The 18,529-nt window shown below is 67.5% G+C and carries 20 protein-coding genes; 5 read left to right on the plus strand and 15 right to left on the minus strand.

From position 1 onward, the window contains the following. The first annotated feature begins 3 nt into the window (after positions 1–3). The gene (locus tag PW734_05220) at positions 4–690 is read left to right on the plus strand and encodes an SDR family NAD(P)-dependent oxidoreductase (GenBank protein ID MDE1170601.1); all 687 of its coding nucleotides are present in this window, start codon (positions 4–6) and stop codon (positions 688–690) included. On the opposite strand, the gene PW734_05225 is transcribed toward PW734_05220, so the two are convergent. Continuing rightward, a complete protein-coding gene (locus PW734_05225) occupies positions 687–2,141 on the minus strand; it encodes an amino acid permease (protein MDE1170602.1) in 1,455 nt (484 codons plus the stop codon). The two genes, PW734_05220 and PW734_05225, sit on opposite strands and share 4 nt — an antisense overlap. Positions 2,142–2,207: 66 nt before the next feature. Here PW734_05225 and PW734_05230 point away from each other — a divergent pair, with 66 nt between their 5' ends. After that, positions 2,208–3,758, plus strand: a complete 1,551-nt coding sequence (locus PW734_05230; protein MDE1170603.1) for a SurA N-terminal domain-containing protein — start codon at positions 2,208–2,210, stop codon at positions 3,756–3,758. A 78-nt stretch (positions 3,759–3,836) separates the two neighbouring features. Here the strand turns inward: PW734_05230 and PW734_05235 are convergent, their stop codons facing one another. Beyond that, positions 3,837–4,523, minus strand: coding sequence for a hypothetical protein (locus PW734_05235; GenBank protein MDE1170604.1), 687 nt, complete (start codon positions 4,521–4,523; stop codon positions 3,837–3,839). Positions 4,524–4,818: 295 nt separating this feature from the next. Beyond that, entirely contained in the window at positions 4,819–5,208 is a 390-nt protein-coding gene (locus tag PW734_05240; GenBank protein ID MDE1170605.1) for an ApaG domain, read from the minus strand. 32 nt (positions 5,209–5,240) lie between these two features. On the opposite strand from PW734_05240, the gene thiD reads away from it, so the two are divergent. Next, positions 5,241–6,038: a bifunctional hydroxymethylpyrimidine kinase/phosphomethylpyrimidine kinase gene (thiD, locus tag PW734_05245; protein ID MDE1170606.1), complete on the plus strand. Its 798-nt coding sequence runs from the start codon at positions 5,241–5,243 to the stop codon at positions 6,036–6,038. Between the two features lie 9 nt (positions 6,039–6,047). Here thiD and frr read toward each other — a convergent pair whose 3' ends face one another. The 5 genes from frr to PW734_05270 all read right to left on the minus strand — a co-directional run bounded on the left by frr (position 6,048) and on the right by PW734_05270 (position 10,260). After that, positions 6,048–6,608 (minus strand): ribosome recycling factor, encoded by a 561-nt coding sequence (gene frr, locus PW734_05250; GenBank protein ID MDE1170607.1) that lies wholly within the window; start codon positions 6,606–6,608, stop codon positions 6,048–6,050. 65 nt (positions 6,609–6,673) lie between these two features. Beyond that, the gene (locus PW734_05255; protein ID MDE1170608.1) at positions 6,674–7,000 is read right to left on the minus strand and encodes an iron-sulfur cluster assembly accessory protein; all 327 of its coding nucleotides are present in this window, start codon (positions 6,998–7,000) and stop codon (positions 6,674–6,676) included. 27 nt (positions 7,001–7,027) lie between these two features. Further along, positions 7,028–7,714 (minus strand): hypothetical protein, encoded by a 687-nt coding sequence (locus PW734_05260; GenBank protein MDE1170609.1) that lies wholly within the window; start codon positions 7,712–7,714, stop codon positions 7,028–7,030. Then, entirely contained in the window at positions 7,711–9,774 is a 2,064-nt protein-coding gene (shc, locus tag PW734_05265; GenBank protein MDE1170610.1) for a squalene--hopene cyclase, read from the minus strand. Before shc ends, PW734_05260 begins: the two co-directional genes overlap by 4 nt. A gap of 42 nt (positions 9,775–9,816) precedes the next feature. After that, the gene (locus PW734_05270) at positions 9,817–10,260 is read right to left on the minus strand and encodes an FKBP-type peptidyl-prolyl cis-trans isomerase (protein ID MDE1170611.1); all 444 of its coding nucleotides are present in this window, start codon (positions 10,258–10,260) and stop codon (positions 9,817–9,819) included. Between PW734_05270 and rpmG the strand changes: the two genes are divergently transcribed. Continuing rightward, entirely contained in the window at positions 10,261–10,428 is a 168-nt protein-coding gene (rpmG, locus tag PW734_05275) for a 50S ribosomal protein L33 (protein MDE1170612.1), read from the plus strand. A gap of 80 nt (positions 10,429–10,508) precedes the next feature. Here rpmG and PW734_05280 read toward each other — a convergent pair whose 3' ends face one another. Beyond that, the gene (locus tag PW734_05280; protein ID MDE1170613.1) at positions 10,509–11,132 is read right to left on the minus strand and encodes a superoxide dismutase; all 624 of its coding nucleotides are present in this window, start codon (positions 11,130–11,132) and stop codon (positions 10,509–10,511) included. Positions 11,133–11,214: 82 nt separating this feature from the next. On the opposite strand from PW734_05280, the gene PW734_05285 reads away from it, so the two are divergent. Beyond that, entirely contained in the window at positions 11,215–12,450 is a 1,236-nt protein-coding gene (locus tag PW734_05285; GenBank protein ID MDE1170614.1) for a PLP-dependent transferase, read from the plus strand. Here PW734_05285 and PW734_05290 read toward each other — a convergent pair. The 6 genes from PW734_05290 to atpA all read right to left on the minus strand — a co-directional run bounded on the left by PW734_05290 (position 12,447) and on the right by atpA (position 18,469). Beyond that, positions 12,447–13,202, minus strand: coding sequence for a hypothetical protein (locus PW734_05290; GenBank protein ID MDE1170615.1), 756 nt, complete (start codon positions 13,200–13,202; stop codon positions 12,447–12,449). The two genes, PW734_05285 and PW734_05290, sit on opposite strands and share 4 nt — an antisense overlap. Then, the gene (locus PW734_05295; protein ID MDE1170616.1) at positions 13,199–14,110 is read right to left on the minus strand and encodes a hypothetical protein; all 912 of its coding nucleotides are present in this window, start codon (positions 14,108–14,110) and stop codon (positions 13,199–13,201) included. Before PW734_05295 ends, PW734_05290 begins: the two co-directional genes overlap by 4 nt. A gap of 97 nt (positions 14,111–14,207) precedes the next feature. Continuing rightward, the gene (gene atpC / locus PW734_05300; GenBank protein ID MDE1170617.1) at positions 14,208–14,636 is read right to left on the minus strand and encodes an ATP synthase F1 subunit epsilon; all 429 of its coding nucleotides are present in this window, start codon (positions 14,634–14,636) and stop codon (positions 14,208–14,210) included. Positions 14,637–14,669: 33 nt separating this feature from the next. Beyond that, complete coding sequence (gene atpD / locus PW734_05305; GenBank protein MDE1170618.1) at positions 14,670–16,064, minus strand: F0F1 ATP synthase subunit beta; 1,395 nt, start codon at positions 16,062–16,064, stop codon at positions 14,670–14,672. A 31-nt stretch (positions 16,065–16,095) separates the two neighbouring features. After that, the gene (atpG, locus tag PW734_05310) at positions 16,096–16,971 is read right to left on the minus strand and encodes an ATP synthase F1 subunit gamma (protein MDE1170619.1); all 876 of its coding nucleotides are present in this window, start codon (positions 16,969–16,971) and stop codon (positions 16,096–16,098) included. Between the two features lie 37 nt (positions 16,972–17,008). Beyond that, the gene (atpA, locus tag PW734_05315) at positions 17,009–18,469 is read right to left on the minus strand and encodes a F0F1 ATP synthase subunit alpha (GenBank protein MDE1170620.1); all 1,461 of its coding nucleotides are present in this window, start codon (positions 18,467–18,469) and stop codon (positions 17,009–17,011) included. Positions 18,470–18,529 lie beyond the last annotated feature (60 nt).

Here is an 18,529-nt window from a genome sequence, read left to right on the forward strand (position 1 = left end):
GTCATGGCGAAGGTCATCTTCCTTACCGGCGCCACGCGCGGCCTGGGCCGCGCCTTGGCGGGGGCTTTCGCCACGCTGGGCCACACCGTGGCCGGCTGCGGGCGGGACCAGGCCAAAGTCGCCGAGTTGGCGGGGGAGCTGGGCGCGCCTCATTCCGTCGCCGGCGTCGATGTGGGGGACGACACGCAGGTTTCCTCCTGGATCCGGCGGGCGCTGGCGGAACACGGCGCGCCCGACCTGGTCCTCAACAACGCCGCCCTCATGAACCAGCCCGCGCCGCTCTGGGAGGTCAGCGCGGCGGAGTTCGAGGCGCTCACGCGCGTGAATGTCAACGGCACGGCCAACGTCATCCGCCACGCCGTCCCGGCGATGCTGAAGGCGGGGAAGGGCGTGGTGGCCAATTTCAGTTCCGGCTGGGGCCGTTCCACCTCGCCGGAGGTCGCCCCCTATTGCGCGACGAAGTGGGCGATCGAAGGGCTGACCCGCGCCTTGGCGCAGGAGCTGCAAGGTTGTTCCAAGGGCGTGGCCGCCGTGGCGGTCAATCCGGGGGTCATCGACACGGAGATGCTCCGTTCCTGCTGGGGCGGCGGAGCCGGCTCCTATCCTTCGCCGGAGGAGTGGGTGAAGCGCGCGGCGCCGTTCCTCCTGGACCTGGGGCCGAAGGACAACGGCAAGGCCCTTTCCATTTAGGTTTTTTTGGCCAGCTTGCTGTGGCGGATGCCGTAGGCCAGGTAGATGGCCACGCCGACGGCGCTCCAGACGATCAGCCGCATCCACGTCACCCAGGGCAGGGCGATCATCAGATAGAGGGAGGAGAGCGCGCCGAGCGGCGCGACGATCCAGACCAGCGGCGTCTTGAAGGCCCGCTTGTGGTGGGGCTCCTTGATCCGCAGGACCAGGACGGCGACGTTCACGATGGTGAAGGCCAGCAGCGTGCCGATGGAGCAGAGCGCCCCGGCTTCCCGCACGGTGAAGAGGGCGGAGAAGACGGCGACGCCCAGGCCGGTGAGCAGCGTGGTGATCCAGGGGGTCTGGAAGCGCGGGTGAACCCGGCTGACGAAGGGGGGGAGCAGCCCGTCCCGCGCCATGTTCCAGAGGACGCGGGATTGGCCCAGGAGGAGGACCAGGATGACGGAGGAAAGGCCCGCGATGGCGCCGATCTTGATGAGGGTGGCCATCCAGCCGATGCCCGCGCGGCTGGCCGCGTCGGCGATGGGGGCGGGGACGTCCAGGTCCTGGTAGGGAACGACGCCGGTGGCGACCGCCGCCACCGCGATGTAGAGGACGGTGATGACCAGGAGCGAGCCCAGGAGCCCGATCGGCATGTCCCGCTGCGGGTTCTTCGACTCCTGCGCGGCGGTGGTGACGGCGTCGAAGCCGACGTAGGCGAAGAAGACGATTCCCGCCCCGGCGACGACGCCCGTCCAGCCGAAGTGTTCCGGCAGGCCGGTGTTTGGCGGGATGAAGGGGTGCCAGTGGGCCGGGACGACGGCGTGCGCCGCGCCGAAGATGAAGAGGAGGATGACGGCCAGCTTCACCAGCACGATGGCGTTGTTGAAGCGGGCCGATTCCTTGATCCCCACGATGAGGATGGCGGTGACGGCGGCGGTGATGAAGACGGCCGGGATGTTGAGGAGGGCGGCGGCGTGGGTGCCATCCGCCAGGACGACGGGCGTGCCGCGCGCGGCGGTGAGGGTGGCGGGCAGATGGAGGCCCAGCTGGTCCAGGAGGGAGACGACGTAGCCGGACCAGCCGATGGAGACGCAGATGCCGCCCACCGCGTATTCCAGGATCAGGTTCCAGCCGATGATCCAGGCCACGATCTCCCCCAGTGTGGCGTAGCTGTAGGTGTAGGCGCTCCCGGCCACGGGGACCAGGGAGGCGAACTCGCTGTAGCAGAGGGCGGCGAAGAGGGAGGCGGTGCCCGCCAGGACGAAGGAGAGGATGATGCCCGGCCCCGCGTTCTGCGCCGCCACCGTGCCGGTGAGGACGAAGATGCCGGTGCCGATGGCGCAGCCGACGCCCAGGAAAATAAGGTGGAGCGGCCCCAGGGCGCGCTTCAGGGGGTGCTCTCCGGAGGCTTCCGCCTGGAGGGAGGTGACGCTTTTGATCCGGAAAAGCCGCTGAACCAGGGTGCCCATCCGTCTTTATTAAAGGGGCGGGGAACCATTTACAACTCCGGAGGGCTTTGCCAACCTACGCCTCCCATGCTCACGATTCTCCGCCGCCAGTCGCCGGTTCTCATGGCGATCATCCTGGGCCTCATCAGCCTTTCCTTCCTCGTCTTCTTCCAGCTGCCCACCTTGCAGGGGCTGGGGCACAGCACGCTGGGCCGGATCGACGGCCACGGCGTCGGCGTCGACGAATTCCGCCAGGCGCAGGAGGGAGCCTACCTCCTCCTTATGTTCCAGCGGGGCGCCGACCTGCCCGGCGGCGAGGAGACGACCGCCGTCGTCGATCGGATGGCCTGGCAGCGCCTGCTCCTCCTGGCCTCCGCGGAGCGGATGCACATTGCGGTGACCGACGCGGAGCTGGGGGACTTCATCCAGAGCCTTCCCTTCCTGCGCAAGGACGGCAAATACGATCCCGCCGCCTACGACGCCTTCGCCAAGGGCTTGGCCGCCAGCCGGGGCATCACTGAGGACCGCTTCCAGGAAATCCTCCGGGAGAACCTCCTCATCGACAAGGTGATCCAGTCCGTCTCCGCGCCCGCCGCCCTGACGCCGGGCGAGGTGGACCGGCTGGTCTCCTCCCGCCTGGGCGCGGCCCACGCCGTCGCCGTCCGCTTCCGCGCCGCCGACTTCGCCGGGCAGGTCTCCGTCACCCTGGCCGACGCCGACCGCGAAGCGCAGGATCATGAGGCCAATCCCGCCTACCGCACGCTGGAGCGGCGCGTCGTGGCGGTGGCGCCCTTCCTCCTTACTCCGGCGGAGGAGCGCCTTTCCGGCAAGGAGAAGGATGCGGCCAAGCGGCAGCTGGGCGCCCGCGCGTCGGAATTCTCCGTCGCCGCCCTCGACAAGGCCAAGGGCGATCCGGCGGCCTTCCGCGCCCTGGCCGCCGCGCAAAAGCTTTCCGTGACGGCGACGCAGCCCTTCGCCCGCTCCGAGGCGCCCGCCGGGTTCCCGCCCAGCCTCTCCTTCAACCGCGCCGCCTTCGACCTGACCGCCGACGTGCCGGTGAGCGACGCCGTGGAGACCGACCACGGCTACTACGTCCTTCAGCTCGTCCGCCTGGAGCCGAGCGTGCCGCTGCCGCCGGAGAAGAGCCGCCTGATCGCGGAGAAGGCCCTGCGCGAGCGCCGCGCGCTGGAGCTGGCCCAGGCCCGCGGCCAGGCCCTTTCCGCCGCCCTGCGGGCCAATTTGGCCGCCGGCCAGCCCTGGTCCACCGCGCTGGAGAAGGCGGAGAAGAGCCTGAGCCCCGGCCCCCGGCCCGCCGTGGAGGCGCTGCCCGCCTTCGTCCCCGTGGAGGCCGCCCGCAAGAGCGGCGACTTCGCCTTCCTCAACGCCCTGACCGTCTCCCTTTCCATGGCCCCCGGCCAGGTCAGCCCCTGGGTGCCGACGCCGGAGGGGGGCTTCCTCCTCTTCCTGGAAAAGCGGGACCCGGCCGCCTCCGCCCTGGCCGTCTCCCTGCGCCCGCAGATGGAGCGCCGCGCTCTGGAGGATAAGCGGGAGGCCCTCTTTTCCGATTGGTTCGGCGCCCGCGCCCGCCAGCCCGGCTGCAAGACGCCCGACTTTCTCACCCGCCGCTCGGCCCAGTAGTCAGGGGCTGGGTGCCCCAAGAAAAAAGGCCGCGCCCCTTTCGGGACGCGGCCTTTTCCGCTTTGCGGGCGGGAAGCCTTACTCGGCCTGGGGAGCCTGGGGCTCCTCGGGCTGCTGCGGCTCGGGCTCGACGGCGGGGGTTTCCCGGCGCTCGCTCTTGGCGCCGCTGACGACGATCTGGCGGCCCATGAACTCGGAGCGGTGGATCGCCACCACGGCCTTCTTGGCCGTCTCGATGTCGGCCATCTCGACGAAGCCGAAGCCCTTCGAGCGGTTCGTGCGGCGGTCGCGGACCAGCTCCACGTTCTTCACCGTGCCGCTCTTCCCGAAGAGGTCGAAGAGGTCGCTCTCCGCCGTGTCATAGGAGAGGTTGCCGATGTAGAGGCGGGGGTTGGTCACCGCGTCCGGGTTGGCGGCTTCCAGCTCCGGCTTGGGGGCGTGCTGGCGGGCCGGGCGCTCGGCGCGTTCCGCCCGCTGGCCGTTGCGCTGCTCTTCGGCGCGCCGGACGGTCGGGTGGGTGGAGCGCTCGCCGCTGGGGCGCTGTTCGCCCTGGCTTTGGCTCTGCTTCTTTCCTTTGCCGAGGCCGAAGAACCCTTTGATCTTGTCAAAGAGGCCGCCGGAGGGGCGGGCCTGGCCGTTGTGGGTCTCTTCGCGGTTGCTGCGTTCGCCACGGCGCTCGCCGCTACGGGGGCGGCCGCCATTGGACCGACCGCCACGGCGGCGCGGACGGCGCGAACCGGAGCGGGGGGAGTAGTCTGAGTTCATTTTCTTTGGGCGTTAACGGAGGGAGGCCTTTTTCGGGAACAGGGCCCCTTCATGGAGGGAGGGGGGCCTGGTGTCTCGGTTCGGATCCCGGCGGCCGGGCCCCTAGGGGAGCGGGCGGCGGCGGGCGCTCTTTTTCAAAGCGCGTGGGTTCGGTTCAGAATCGCCCCCAAGACGGTAAAATTGGGGGCGAGGGTGCCGGGGATCGTGGCCAGAGAAGCCTTCATCAGTTAACGGATATTGATAATTAGCGCAAAGTCCGCGCCCGGCAAGTACTTAGTACGTTTTTCGGAGCCGTTTAAACGGCGTCCGGAACGTCCATCTGAAAACGGGGAATGCGGGCCAGGACCGGCTCTCCCTGTTCGTTGACGCCCAGGTAGGCCCCCTCGGCGCTGCTGCTGGCGGTGACCAGGTGATAGCTGTGATAGTGGAACCGCTCCCCGGGCTCCAGCTTGGGGAAAGCCCCCACGACGCCGTCCCCCTCGTAGGCGGAGATCCGCCCCTCCCCGTCCTGCAGGACCCACTTGCGCGCCTTGATCGTCACCGTCTCGGCCGTGTCGTTGTGGATCGTGATATGGTAGGTGAAGGCGAAGGAGCCCTCCGGCGTGCCGGGCAAATGGCCCATGGGGCTGCGCTCAAGCTTGTCGAGCGTGACCCGCAGGTCGGCGAGTTCCCGGATTGCCGTCATCACGCGGCGGATTATAAATCTCTTATCCTAAAATGATCAAGACCCGCACGCTCCCCCCCGCCGCCCTCACTATCGCCGGTTCCGACTCCAGCGGAGGGGCGGGAATCCAAGCCGACCTGAAAACCTTTGCCGCCTGCGGGGTCTACGGAGCCACCGCCATCACCTGCGCCGTGGCGGAGCACGCGGGGCGCGTGGCCTCCATCGCCCCCCTGCCGCCGGAGCGCGTGGCGGAGCAGGCCCAGCTGGCCGCCGAAGGGCTGCCCCTGCGCGCCGTGAAGACCGGCATGCTCTATTCCCGCGCCATCATCGAGGCGGTGGCCGGGACCCTGGAAATCTACCTTTCCTCCAAGCCCCTGGTCGTCGATCCCGTCATGGTTTCCAGCAGCGGCACCGCTCTTTTGGAGCCGGACGCGGTGGCCGCGCTGGAGGCGGCCATTCTGCCCCGCGCCGCCCTGGTGACCCCCAACCGGAAGGAAGCGGAGCGGCTGTTGGGCACGGAAATCGCCGATGCCGACGCGCTGCGGGAGGCCGCGGAGCGCCTGGCGGAGAAATACGGCGTCCCCTTCCTGGTGAAGGGGGGGCACTTTCAGGGGGAGGAGGCGGTCGACGTCCTCTGCGCGGGCGGGGAGATCACCCTCTTTTCCCAGCCCCGCGTGCCGGGTCGGGATCCGCACGGGACCGGCTGCACCCTCTCCGCCGCGATCGCGGCGCAGCTGGCGTTGGGGATGGAGTTAAAGGAGGCGGTGGCGGAGGCCAAGCGCTACGTCACCCGCGCCATCGCCGGGGGATTCCGGCACGGCGGGCACGACCTGCTCGACCACTTTGCCTGAGCCGGGCGGCTAGACCTTCAGCAGCTCGGCTTCCTTGGCGGAGAAGGCCTTTTCGATCTCCTCGCCGTATTGGTCGGTGAGCTTCTGGACTTCTTTTTCGCCGGACTTCAGGTCGTCCTCGGTCAGCTTGCCGTCCTTCTGGAGCTTCTTCAGCTCGTCCAGGGCGTGGCGGCGGACGCCGCGCAGGGCGACGCGGCCTTCTTCCGCCATCTTGCCGATCGACTTCACCAGGTCCTGGCGGCGCTCCTCTGAAAGGGGCGGGATGGGGAGGCGGATGACCTTCCCGTCGACCAGCGGCATGATGCCGAGCTTCGATTCCTCGATGGCTTGGCGGATGGCGTCGACCGTGCCGGCGTCCCAGGGCTGGATGAGGACCAGGCGGGCGTCGGGCGTGGTGACGGCGGCGACTTCCTTCAGCTTCATGTGGGAGCCGTAGGCGTTGACGGTCAGGTTGTTGACCAGGTCGGGGGAGGCCTTGCCGGTGCGGACGCCGTTGAACTCGGTCTTCACGAATTCGATGGCCTTCGTCATCTTTTCCTCCGCATCGAGCAGCACGTCGTCAAAAGTCATGGGCCGTTCTTAGCCCACGGCGCGCGGGGAGGAAAGGAGGAATCTCCGCCTGGCCCTTGAAGGCCTTACGCGGAGAAGGAGGTGCCGCAGCCGCAGGTGGCTTTGGCGTTCGGGTTCTGGATGCGGAACCCGGCGCCGCTCAGGCCGCCTTGATAGTCGATGGTGGAGCCTTCCAGCCACAGGAGGCTCTTTTCGTCGACGAAGAGCTTGGTGCCGTGCTGGTCGAATTCCTTGTCGCCGGGCTCCTTGGAGGCCAGGGCCATCTCATACTGCATGCCGGAGCAGCCGCCGCCGGTGACGAAGAGGCGGAGGCCTTTGGCGGCGTCGGCGCCGACGCGTTCCCGGATCTGGGCGGCGGCGGCTTCGGTGAGGAGGACTTCAGGCGCGGACATGGAGTTACGTTACCTCAAAAGGTTCGGTTAAGCGAGCACCTGCTCGACGGCTTCGGTGAGGGCCTTGCGGGCGACGCCCAGGTGGCCGACGAGTTGGAAGAAGGGCTTGGCTTCCCCGGGGTGGCGGGCCAGGTAGGCCAGGAGGCGCAGGACGCGGGGTTTTTGCGTTTCCAGGTCGAAGGAGGCGGCCAGGGCGCCGCTGGGGAGGACTTCGGCGGCTTCGTCGGAGATGACGCGGAAGGGGAGGAGGGGGACGTTGTGGGCGGCGCAGACGCCGGCGACGACGGCCGTTTCCATGTCGACGACCTGGTAGCCCTGGTCGACGAGGGCCTGGCGTTCCTGCGGGGTGCAGACGACTTCGGCGGAGCTGTAGAGTTTGGCCGGGGTGGCCTGGGGGAGTTTGGAGGCCCAGTCGGAGACCTGGGGGGAGAGGTAGTTGGTGGCGATGTGGACGGAGGGGCGCCGCAGTTCGGGGGAGAGGGCGCCGCCGTAGCCGGGGAGGATGAGGAGGCGCAGGCTCATTTCGTCCAAAAGGATGCCGGCGCGCCGGACGGCGGTTTCCGCTCCCATGCCCAGGATGGCGGTGAGGATGGGGACGCCGCCGAGGGTGCCGGTGCGGCAGGGGACTTCTCCCAGGCGGAATTTTTCCACGCGCTTCATGCGGGCGTGGACGCCGGCGGCCTCGTGTTCCAGGGCGAAGGCGACGCCGATCATGCCGCCTCGGTTTCCAGGTTGAGGTCGCGCTGGCGGCGGTATTCGGCCAGGGAGAGGGCGGAGGCGGCCCATGCCTCGGCTTTCTTGATCTGTTCGCCGCGCAGTTTTTTGTAGGTGGCCAGGGCTAGGAGGGGCCAGTTGTTCCGGTACATGTCGTAGCGGAGGTAGAAGACGCGGGGGAAGCCGGTGCCGGTGATGAGTTCTTCCTTCCACTCGCCGTTGGGCTGCTGGGTGGAGGCCAGGTATTCCAAGCCGCGCTTGATGCTGGCGCGGTTGGCGTCGCCGCAGGCGAGGATGGCCATGAGGGCCCAGGCGGTCTGGGAGGCGGTGCTGGGGCCTTGGCCTTTGAGGTGGGGGTCGTCGTAGGAGGCGGGGGTTTCGCCCCAGCCGCCGTCGGGGTTCTGGCAGGATTCCATCCAGTCCCGGCCGCGCAGGATCCAGTCCTGGTTCATGTCCTCGCCGATGGCGTGGAGGCCGCGCAGGACGAGCCAGGTGCCGTAGATGTAGTTGACGCCCCAGCGGCCGTACCAGGAGCCGTCCCCGTCCTGGGTGTTGCGGACGAATTCGATGGCGCGGCGGATGAATTTCTCGCTGCGCTTCAGGCCCAGGCGGCCGAAGAGTTCCAGGCCGCGGCAGGTGATGTCGCTGCACGGGGGGTCGAGGATGGCGTTGTGGTCGGAGAAGGGGACGTCTTCCAGCCAGCGCTTGGTGACGTCTTTGTCGAAGGAGGCCCAGCCGCCGCTCTTGCACTGGAAGCTGATGGCCCAGCGCAGGGCGCGGTCGATGACCTTTTTCTTGGCGGCTTCGTCTTCCGTCTCGATGTGGCTGAGGGCCAGGAGGACTTTGAAGGTGTCGTCGACGTCGGGGTAGTAGACGTTGTTGTATTCGAAGGCCCAGCCGCTGTTTTCCGGGTGGGGGTTTTTCACGGCCCAGTCGCCGCGGTGGCGGACTTCGCGGGCCAGGAGCCATTGGGCGGCTTTGCGCAGCTCGGGGGCGTCGGCGGGGATGCCGGACTCGGCCAGGGCGACGGCGGTGATCGCCGTGTCCCAGACGGGGGAGAAGCAGGGCTCGATGCGGAAGTCGTTCTTCTCCTTGTCGCTGACGTGGAGGCGGTCGAACTCGTGCTTGACCCGCTTGATGAGGGAGTTTTCGTCGGTGTAGCCCATGGCCTTCAGGGCGATGATGGTGTACATCATGGCCGGGTAGATGGCGGCCAGGCCGTCGGAGCCTTCCTGGTTGCGGGCGAGGAGCCATGCCTCCGCTTTCTTGAGGGCGGCGTTGCGGAAGGGGCGCCAGGGCAGGGAGTCGACGAATTTTAGGAAGACGTCCCAGGCCAGGAAGAAGTTCTGCCAGGAGACGACTTTCTTGCTCCAGGGCAGGCGGAAGTTGCGGTGTTCCGTGCCGTAAGGGAAGAGCTCGTGGAGCTGCTTGTCTTCCGGCAGGTGGCGCGTGGGCTTGTAATGGTTGATGAGGGAGAGGGGGACGACCATGGCCCGGCTCCAGGAGGACATCTCGTAGATGTTGAAGTAGAGCCAGTTGGGCAGGAGGATGATCTCCGCGGGGATGATCGGCAGGTGGTGCCAGGGGAAGAGGCCCAGGATGGCCAGGTTCAGCTTGGTGTAGGTGTTGCAGGCGGGGATGCCGCCCAGGCGGAGGATGACGTTGCGGGCGCGCTCCATTTCCGGCTCGTCCGGGGTGAACCCGGAGAGTTTGAGGGCCAGGTAGCCGACGACGGTGGCGTTTACTTCCGCCGGGCCGCCGGGGTAGATATTCCAGCCGCCGTCCGGGAGCCGGTCTTTCAGGATGTGGCGGACGCACTTGGCCTGTTTCTCGTAGTCGACCTCCCCCATCCAGTGCATGTAGAGGATGTAGTTGGCCGTCAGGGTGATATCGACGACTAGTTCCCCCCGCCAGTGGCCGTCTTCTTTCTGGAGGCCCAGGAGGTGTTTTTGGGATTGGGCGATGGCGTGCAGGACCTTCTGGTCGAGGTCGGTCTGCTGTTCCTGCGTCAGGGTGATTTTGGTCTGCTCCTGCAGAGCGGTGGCCGGCGATCGAGACATCGGGTCATGGTAGAATCCCGCATCCGCTTGGCAAGCGTCCGCCTATTTCACGGAAAGGATGCGGATCTCGTAGACCAGGGTGCTTTCCGGGGGGATGAGGCCTTCCACGCCGTCTTTCCCGTAGGCCAGGATGGGCGGAACGGTGACGATCCGCCGCCCGCCTTCCCGCATCCCGGCGATCCCCAATGTCCACCCGGGCAGCAGGCGGCTGACTCCCTGGACAAAGCGGAAGGGCTCTTTGGCGTGGGCGCGGTCGAAGGATTTCCCGTCGGGATAGCGGCCGATGTAGGTGGCCTCAACTAGTTTTCCATCAGATACTTCTGATCCGTCGCCGGCCAGGATATCCTCCCGGATCAGGCCTGTGTCCGAAAGGGGCGGACGGGCCAGGACGGAGGGCTCGGCGGCCCGCAGGGAGAGGGGAAAGGCTAAAAGGAAGGCCAGGAAGGTGTACTTGACCTTTCGGTCGAAGTCCCTACGTTCTCCCAAATGCCCAGGGAACATATCATCCTAGAATGCACCGAGGCGAAAGCTGAAGGCAAGCCCGCCTCCCGCTATTGTTCGACGAAGAACAAGAAGCTGACGCAGGAGAAGATCGAGCTCAAGAAGTATAACCGCTTCCTGGGCCGCCACACCCTGCACCGGGAGCGGAAGTAGCCCCTTTCCCTCGACTGCTACGAAAAAACCCGGCCTGGTTTTCCAGGCCGGGTTTTTTTACGTCTTTTTCCGGGGGCCGGTTAGTGTCCGGCGGCGGTGCGGGCCTGGGCGTAAAGCTCGCCCACGGCGGTCCAGTTCACCACGTTCCAGATGCCCTTGAGGTAATCGGCGCGGCGGTTCTGGTATTTCAGGTAGTAGGCGTGTTCCCACACGTCGATGCCGAAGAGGGGGACGGCGCTTTCCATGTAGGGGCTGTCTTGGTTGGGGAGGGAGAAGACTTCCAGCTGGGAGCCTTTCAACGCCAGCCACGACCAGCCGCTGCCGAAGCGGCCCAGGCCGGCGGTTTCCATCTTTTCCTTGAAGGCGTCGAAGCTGCCGAAGGTGCTGCGGATCTCCTCGCCGATCTTGCCCGTCGGCTCGCCGCCCGCCTTGGGGGCCAGGGTTTTCCAGAAAATGCTGTGGTTGGAGTGGCCGCCGCCGTTGTTGCGGACGGCGGTGCGGATCTCGGCGGGGAGGGAATCCAGGTTGCCCAGGAGCCACTCCAAGGGGCGGTTTTCCAGGTCGCCGCGGCCCGCCAGGGCCTTGTTCAAGTTGGTGACGTAAGTCCCGTGGTGCTTGTCGTGATGGATTTCCATCGTCTGCGCGTCGATGTGGGGTTCGAGCGCTTCTTTCGGGTAAGGCAGGGGAGGTAGTTCGAAGGCCATAGTAAGAGGTGTAGGAACATACCATTTCCATGGAGCGCTGCAAGGTTGCACCCGTTGCCGTTTAGGAGCATCTTCGCTCCCAATGAGTTCCTCTTCCCCCCTGCGCCCGGAGACCGACGTGGTGACGCGGGGTTTCGACCCGAAGCTCTCCGTCGGCTCGGCCCGGCCCGCGGTCTTCCGCAGCTCCACCTACGTCTTTTCCAGCCCGGAGGCGGCGGAGCGGGCTTTTGCCGTCCAAGGGGGGCGCGTCCAGCCGGAGCCGGGGGAGAACCTCGACCTTATTTATTCCCGCTTCAACCATCCCAACGCGCAGATCCTGGAGGAGCGGGTCATCTCCCTGGAGCCGGAGGCGCGGGCGGCGGCGGTCTTCAATTCCGGCATGTCGGCGATCGTGACGGCGCTCCTGGCCGTCGTGCAGCCGGGGGGCCACATTCTCTACACCGTCCCCCTCTACGGGGCGACGCAGACGCTGCTGAGCGGCTTCCTGGCCCCCTTTGGCGTGGGGAGCACGGCGGTGGAGGCGGGCCGGACGGAGGAGCTGGCGCGGGCGATCGCGGAGACGCCCCGGCTGAAGGTCGTCCTCATCGAGACCCCGGCCAACCCGACCCTGGTCATGACCGACATCGCCGCGGCGGCGCGCGCGGCGGCGGCCCGGGAGGACCGCCCCCTCGTCATGGTGGACAACACCTTCCTGGGCCCGACTTTCCAGCATCCGCTGGCGCTGGGGGCCGACCTGGCGCTCTATTCGGCGACGAAGTACCTGGGCGGCTTCAGCGACCTGATCGGCGGCGTGGCGTTGGCGAAGGACCCGGCCCTCATGGCGAAGATCCGGTCCAAGCGGAGCCTCTTCGGCACGATTCTGCAGCCGGACGAGTGCTGGATTTTGGAAACCCGGCTGCCGACGGTTTCCCTGCGCATGCAGCGGCAGGCGGAGAACGCGGAGAAGATCGCGCGGGCGCTCCACGGCCACGCGAAGATCGCGCGCGTCTACTACCCCCTTTATTTCGACGAGGCGGAGCAGAAGCGGATCGCCGCCGCGCAGTGCGGCCATCCGGGCGGCGTCTTCTCCATCGACCTGAAGGGGGGAAAGCGGGCGGCGTTCGACTTCCTGCGCGCGCTCAAATTGGCGCGCAACGCCGTCTCTCTGGGCGGCGTGGAGACGCTGGCCTGCCACCCGCGCAGCACGACGCACTCCGCCTGGAAGGCGGAAGACCTGGACCGGGGCGGCGTGACGGAGGGGCTGGTCCGGATCTCCCTGGGGATCGAGGACTGGGAGGACCTGCTGGCCGATTTCGAGGCGGCGCTGGCGCAGGCCTAGTGCTTTTCCTGCCCGTCGCGGCGGAAGGGCAGCACGTCCCCGCGATGGCTGCAGCGCTGGAATCCGGCGTGCGGGGCGTGGCGGCGCGGGGGCGGCGTGACCGCCTCCTCGCTCCCGTCCCGGCGGAGAAGGAGGAAGACCTGCGCGGGCTGGGGCGCGGGCTCGTTTTCCCCGCCCGCGTGGCTGGGGCCGTATTCTTCGCTCAGGAGATGGAGGCCGGGAGGGACGGTGGCGTCGGCCAGGCGGCAGTCGACGATCTCGGTCCGCTCGGTGCCGAAGTCGTGGTCCCCTTTGATGCGGGAGCCGTCCTTGATCGTGGAGATGCCGATGGCGACGCGGCCGGAGATGTGGGTGCCGCCGGAGATTTCCGAGTCGATGATCTCGGCGCGCTCGTTCTCATCCTGGCGGGCGGCCAGGGCGGCCAGCCACCAGACGCGGGTGTCCGGGCCGGTGATGAGGGTTTCCGCGCCGCTGATGGTCACGGGGCCGGCGATTTCCACGCCGTCCCGCAGGACGGCTCCGTCCGCGATCCGCGCGCCGTTTTCGACGACGACGTCCGGGCCGATGACGGCGCGGCGGCCGATTTCGGTCCCCTCTCCGCGCACGATGGAGGAGGGGTCAATATGGGCGGTGGGATCGACGGCGGCGCCTTCCCCGTACCAGCCGCGGGTGCCGTCGGCGTTGGCGTGTTCCCGCCACTGGGCGGGGGCGAGGGATTCGCCGCAGGCGGCTTCGAGTTCCCGGAAGGTCATGTCTTTTCCTGGCCGGGGGTTTCGGGGTGGGCGGTGGGGCGGTGGCTGCACCGGCGGAAGCCGGTATGGGAAAGGTGGGGGCGCGCGCGGCGGCGCGGGACGAAGGACGGGGCGGCCTCTTCTTCCTCGCCATTCTGGGCGTAGCCGCCTTCCTCAAAGCCTTCCTCCCCTTCCGCTCCCGGGCGCTGGGCCAGGATGAGGACGGTGGGACGGGGCGCGGGCGGCTTGGGAGAGTTGTCGAGGACGGCGTCCTTCGTCTGCTGGCCGACGGGGGCGACGGCCTGGTTTAGATGGGACTCGATGACCTGGGTGCCGAAACCGGAGGCGGTGGAGGCCACGAGGTCGGAATTGATCACGGTGGCCCCCTCGCCGGCGGTGGAGCCCTGGGTCAGGTTGGCCCCGTAGAGGCGGGTGGCGGTGCCTTCCCCGTGCGGGCCGGAAATGGTGGAGCCGTCCTGGGCGAGGACTTCGGTCAAAAGGACGCGGCCGGAGATGTGGGCGCTGTCCCGGGCGGTGACGTTTGTGAGCTTGGCGGTGTCGGCGTCTTCCGCGCGTAATTCCGGCGCCGCGTTCCACCAGACTTTCACGTCGGGGCCGACCAGCTCGGTCTTCCGGCCGGTGATGTAGAAGGGGCCGCTGACTTGGGCGCCTTCGGAAAGGACGGGGCCGTGCTCGATCCGGGCGCGGTCCTCGACGAGGACGCCGGGGCCGAGGATGACGAAGCGGCCGATGGTGGTGCCCGGTCCGCGGACGACGGCGGTGAGGTCGATTTCCGCCGTGGGGTCGACGGTGACGCCCTGGCCTTTTTCAAACCAGCCGCCGGGCTGGCCGTCCTCATGGACGAATTGTTTCCAGTCCTTCCGGACGAGGGGTTCGCCCAGGGCGGCTTCGAGTTCTTTAAAGGTCATGGCGGTACCAGTAATTCGGCTATTGAAGGGCGGCGCGGGCAAAGAAAAGGCCCGCGCGGCGGGTGCCGGGCGGGCCTTTTTGAAGGGTGACGAGGCCTTAGCGGATGGCGGCGTTGCCCGGGTGGCGGCGGCGCTTGAGCTTGAGCTGGGCCAGGGAGCGGGCGATGGAGGCCTCGGTGGCTTCCAGTTCCTCGCCGACCAGGGAGCGGTTGCGGAGGGCTTCCTCGGCGCGCTGGAGGGCCTCGGCGACGAGCTTTTCGTCGATGTCGGCCTCCCGGACGGCCAGGTCGGTCAGGATGGAGACTTCCGTGCCGGTCACTTCCGCGAACCCGTGGCCGACGGCCAGGGTGTGGGAGACGCCCTTTTCCACGTAGGCCAGCTCGCCGGGGGCCAGCTGGGTGAGGAGGGGGGCGTGCTGGGGCAGGATGCCCAGGTCCCCTTCCACGCCGGGGAGGAGGACGCTCTCCACGTCGCCCGCGAAGACGCGGGTTTCCGGGGTCACGATTTCCAGGCGGAGGGTGGCCATATCCAGATGGAGGGAAGGGACGGGATCCGGGGCTTAGGCCCGGATCGCGTCGATCTTGCCCTTCATGTAGAAGTTGCTCTCCGGCACGTCGTCGTGCTTGCCCTCGAGGATCTCCTTGAAGCCGCGGACGGTCTCGGAGATGGGCACGTACTCGCCCTTGGTGCCGGTGAAGATTTCGGCCACGTGGAACGGCTGGGAGAGGAAGCGCTGGATCTTGCGCGCGCGGTAGACCAGGAGCTTGTCCTCGGCGGAAAGCTCGTCCATGCCCAGGATGGCGATGATGTCCTGCAGTTCCTTGTAGCGCTGAAGGATCTTCTGCACGCCGCGGGCGACCGCGTAGTGTTCCTCGCCGACGATGTCGGGGGAGAGCGCCTTGGAGGTGGAGGCCAGCGGGTCGACGGCCGGGTAGATGCCCAGCTCGGCGATGGAGCGCTCCAGCACGATGGTGGAGTCCAGGTGGGCGAAGGTGTTGGCCGGCGCGGGGTCGGTCAAGTCGTCCGCCGGCACGTAGACCGCCTGGAAGGAGGTGATGGAGCCGTTCTTCGTGGAGGTGATGCGCTCCTGCAGGTCGCCCATCTCGGACGCCAGGGTGGGCTGGTAGCCGACGGCGCTGGGGGTGCGGCCCAGCAGCGCGGAGACTTCCGCGCCCGCCTGGGAGAAGCGGAAGATGTTGTCGACGAAGAGGAGGACGTCCTGGTTTTTTTCGTCGCGGAAGTATTCCGCCATGGCCAGGCCGGAGAGGGCGACGCGGAGGCGGGCGCCCGGCGGCTCGTTCATCTGGCCGTAGACCAGGGCGACCTTCGATTCCTCGATCTTGTCGAGGTTGATGACCTTTGACTCGGCCATTTCATGATAAAGATCGTTGCCCTCGCGGGTGCGCTCGCCGACGCCGGCGAAGACGGAGTAGCCGCCGTGCCCCTTGGCGATGTTGTTGATCAGCTCCATGATGACGACGGTCTTGCCGACGCCCGCGCCGCCGAAGGCGCCGACTTTGCCGCCCTTGGTGAAGGGGCAGATGAGGTCGATGACCTTGATGCCCGTTTCCAGGATGGAGGCGCTGGTGTTCTGGTCGACCAGCTTGGGGGCGGCGCGGTGGATGGGGTAGCGTTTGGTGGCCTGGATGGGGCCGCGCTCATCAATGGGATCACCTAAAACGTTGAAGATGCGGCCCAGGATCCCCTCGCCCACGGGGACGCTGATGGGGGCGCCGGTGGCGGTCACTTCCATGCCGCGCTTGAGGCCTTCCGTGGAGGACATGGCGATGGCGCGGACCCAGCCTTCGCCGATGTGCTGCTGCACTTCGAAGACGAGCTTGCCCTCGGGGCCGTGCTGGATTTCGAGCGCTTCGTAGATGCCGGGGATTTGGCTGTCGCTGAATTCGACGTCGACCACCGGGCCGATGATCTGGACGATTTTACCTTTGTTCATGAAGTGGAGGGGGCTGTGTGTTGGAAAGGGGTTAACTGATGGCGAGCTGGGCGGTGGTGATTTCCAGCAGCTCGGTGGTGATGGCGGCCTGGCGGGCCTTGTTGTATTCCAGGGTCAGGTCCTTTACCAGGGTCTTGGCGTTTTCCGTGGCGTTTTTCATGGCGACCATGCGGGCGCTGTGCTCGGAAGCGCGGGCGTCCAGCAGATACTGGTAGACCTGGAAGTGGACGACGAAGGGCAGGAACCCGTGGAGGAGGTCTTCCGCCGGGGGCTCGCACAGGTAGACGGCGTGCTCGCCGGAGACGGGGGCCGGTTCGGCCTCAGGGAGGCGGCCGATGGGCAGGAGCGGCGCGATGACGGGCTTCTGCGTCAGGGCGTTGACGAAGTGGTTGTAGGCGACGTCGACGGCGTCGATCTCCCCGGCCAGGTAGCGGTCGATGAGGAATTGGGCGACGGCCTTGGTCTCCGCGAAGGCGAAGTTGTCTTTGACCTCGAAGTCGGCCAGGAGGTTGGCCTTGCCCTGCCCGCCGGAGTGCTTCAGGCGGGGGACGAGCTGGCGCCCCTTGCGGCCGATGGTGACGTAGACGTTCTCCGCCTTGTCGTGGTGGATGACTTCGCGGAAGAGGTTTGTGTTGAGGGAGCCGCAGAGGCCGCGGTCGGTGGAGAGGAGGAGGACGGCGCGCTTCTTGACCGGGCGGGGGGTTAGCAGGGGGTGGGAAACCCCGATGACCTGCTCGCTCAGGTGGGAGGCGACGCGCTCCAGCCGCTCGGCGTAGGGGCGGCCGGCCAAGGCGCGCGTCTGGGACCGCCGCATCTTGGTGGCGGCGACCATCTGCATCGCCTTGGTGATCTGGGCGGTGTTCTTGACCGACTTGATGCGCCGGCGGATGTCGCGGGTGTTGGCCATGGGGCGGGGTTAGACCGGGAGGGGATTGGGCTTGAGGTCAGGCTTTGACGCTCTCCGCCCAGGCGGAGACGGCTTCCTTCAGCTGGGCGGCGGTGGCGTCGTCGATGGCGGCCTTGTCGCGGATGGCGGCCAGGAGGGTCTCGTGGCGCAGCTTGAGCTGTTCGGCGAGCTTGTTCTGGGCGTCCTTCACCTTGTCGACGGGGACGGCGTCGAAGTAGTTGTTCTGCACGGCCCAGAGGATGGCCACCTGCACCTCGACGGGGTAGGGGCTGTAGGCGGGCTGCTTGAAGATTTCGACGATGCGGGCGCCGCGGTCGAGTTTGGCCTTGGTGGCGGCGTCCAGGTCGCTGCCGAACTGGGCGAAGGCGGCCAGCTCGCGGAACTGGGCCAGGTCGAGCTTGAGCTTGCCGGCGACCTGCTTGATGGCCTTGATCTGCGCGGCGGAACCGACGCGGGAGACGGAGAGGCCGACGGAGACGGCCGGGCGGATGCCTTGGTAGAAGAGGTCGGTTTCCAGGTAGATCTGGCCGTCGGTGATGGAGATGACGTTCGTCGGGATGTAGGCGGAGACGTCGCCGGCCTGCGTCTCGATGATGGGCAGGGCGGTGAGGGAGCCGTCGCCGGCTTTCTCGGAGAGGCGCGCGGAGCGCTCCAGGAGGCGGGAGTGGAGGTAGAAGACGTCGCCCGGGTAGGCTTCGCGGCCGGAGGGGCGCTTCAGGACCAGGGAGACCTGGCGGTAGGCCACGGCGTGCTTGGAGAGGTCGTCGAAGACGATGAGGGCGTCCATCCCGTTATCCATGAACCATTCGCCCATGGCGGCGCCGGCGAAGGGGGCCAGATACTGGTTGGTGGCGCTTTCCGAGGCGGAGGCGGAGACGATGATGGTGTATTTCAGCGCGTCGGCCTTGGTGAGGGCCTCGATGACGCGGGCGATGTTGGAGTTTTTCTGGCCGACGCCGACGTAGATGGAGTAGATGGGGCGGAAGCCGGGCTTGCCCTCCTGGGCGCGGTTGATCTGCGCCTGGTTGATCATCGTGTCGATGGCGATGGTGGTCTTGCCGGTGGCGCGGTCGCCGATGATGAGCTCGCGCTGGCCGCGGCCGATGGGGATCATGGCGTCGATGGCCATGATGCCGGTCTGCACGGGCTGGGAGACGGAGCGGCGCTTGATGATGCCGGGGGCGATTTTTTCCACCGGGTAGGCGGCGCCGGCGGCGATGGGGCCCTTGCCGTCGATGGGCTGGCCCAGGGAGTCGACGACGCGGCCGAGGAGTTCCTTGCCCACGGGGACCTGGAGGAGCTTGCCGGTGGCGCGGACTTCGTCGCCCGCGCGGATGCCGCTGAAGTCGCCCAGGACGATGGCGCCGACTTCGGTCTCTTCCATGTTGAGCACGACGGCGTATTGGGCGCCGTCCTCGTTGCGCTTGGCGCCGGTGAATTCGATCAGCTCGTTCATGGCCACGTTGCCGAGGCCTTCGATCTTGAGCACGCCGTCCATCACTTCCCGGATGGTGCCGACGGAGCCTTGGGGCCACGTCGGTCTTCAGGCCGGCGATCT

The sequence above is a fragment of the Verrucomicrobium sp. genome, from assembly GCA_028283855.1.
Taxonomy (GTDB): Bacteria; Verrucomicrobiota; Verrucomicrobiia; order Methylacidiphilales; family GAS474; genus GAS474.

What these genes read in the sequence shown, in the direction of transcription:
- PW734_05285 (MDE1170614.1), top strand. Translation starts at nt 11,215, where the DNA reads ATGAGTTCCTCTTCCCCCCTGCGCCCGGAGACCGACGTGGTGACGCGG.
- PW734_05280 (MDE1170613.1), bottom strand. Translation starts at nt 11,132, where the DNA reads ATGGCCTTCGAACTACCTCCCCTGCCTTACCCGAAAGAAGCGCTCGAA.
- thiD (MDE1170606.1), top strand. Translation starts at nt 5,241, where the DNA reads ATGATCAAGACCCGCACGCTCCCCCCCGCCGCCCTCACTATCGCCGGT.
- PW734_05290 (MDE1170615.1), bottom strand. Translation starts at nt 13,202, where the DNA reads ATGACCTTCCGGGAACTCGAAGCCGCCTGCGGCGAATCCCTCGCCCCC.
- PW734_05235 (MDE1170604.1), bottom strand. Translation starts at nt 4,523, where the DNA reads ATGAACTCAGACTACTCCCCCCGCTCCGGTTCGCGCCGTCCGCGCCGC.
- PW734_05230 (MDE1170603.1), top strand. Translation starts at nt 2,208, where the DNA reads ATGCTCACGATTCTCCGCCGCCAGTCGCCGGTTCTCATGGCGATCATC.
- PW734_05255 (MDE1170608.1), bottom strand. Translation starts at nt 7,000, where the DNA reads ATGTCCGCGCCTGAAGTCCTCCTCACCGAAGCCGCCGCCGCCCAGATC.
- PW734_05260 (MDE1170609.1), bottom strand. Translation starts at nt 7,714, where the DNA reads ATGATCGGCGTCGCCTTCGCCCTGGAACACGAGGCCGCCGGCGTCCAC.
- PW734_05220 (MDE1170601.1), top strand. Translation starts at nt 4, where the DNA reads ATGGCGAAGGTCATCTTCCTTACCGGCGCCACGCGCGGCCTGGGCCGC.
- atpC (MDE1170617.1), bottom strand. Translation starts at nt 14,636, where the DNA reads ATGGCCACCCTCCGCCTGGAAATCGTGACCCCGGAAACCCGCGTCTTC.
- PW734_05295 (MDE1170616.1), bottom strand. Translation starts at nt 14,110, where the DNA reads ATGACCTTTAAAGAACTCGAAGCCGCCCTGGGCGAACCCCTCGTCCGG.
- atpD (MDE1170618.1), bottom strand. Translation starts at nt 16,064, where the DNA reads ATGAACAAAGGTAAAATCGTCCAGATCATCGGCCCGGTGGTCGACGTC.
- rpmG (MDE1170612.1), top strand. Translation starts at nt 10,261, where the DNA reads ATGCCCAGGGAACATATCATCCTAGAATGCACCGAGGCGAAAGCTGAA.
- atpA (MDE1170620.1), bottom strand. Translation starts at nt 18,469, where the DNA reads ATGGACGGCGTGCTCAAGATCGAAGGCCTCGGCAACGTGGCCATGAAC.
- frr (MDE1170607.1), bottom strand. Translation starts at nt 6,608, where the DNA reads ATGACTTTTGACGACGTGCTGCTCGATGCGGAGGAAAAGATGACGAAG.
- shc (MDE1170610.1), bottom strand. Translation starts at nt 9,774, where the DNA reads ATGTCTCGATCGCCGGCCACCGCTCTGCAGGAGCAGACCAAAATCACC.
- atpG (MDE1170619.1), bottom strand. Translation starts at nt 16,971, where the DNA reads ATGGCCAACACCCGCGACATCCGCCGGCGCATCAAGTCGGTCAAGAAC.
- PW734_05240 (MDE1170605.1), bottom strand. Translation starts at nt 5,208, where the DNA reads ATGACGGCAATCCGGGAACTCGCCGACCTGCGGGTCACGCTCGACAAG.
- PW734_05225 (MDE1170602.1), bottom strand. Translation starts at nt 2,141, where the DNA reads ATGGGCACCCTGGTTCAGCGGCTTTTCCGGATCAAAAGCGTCACCTCC.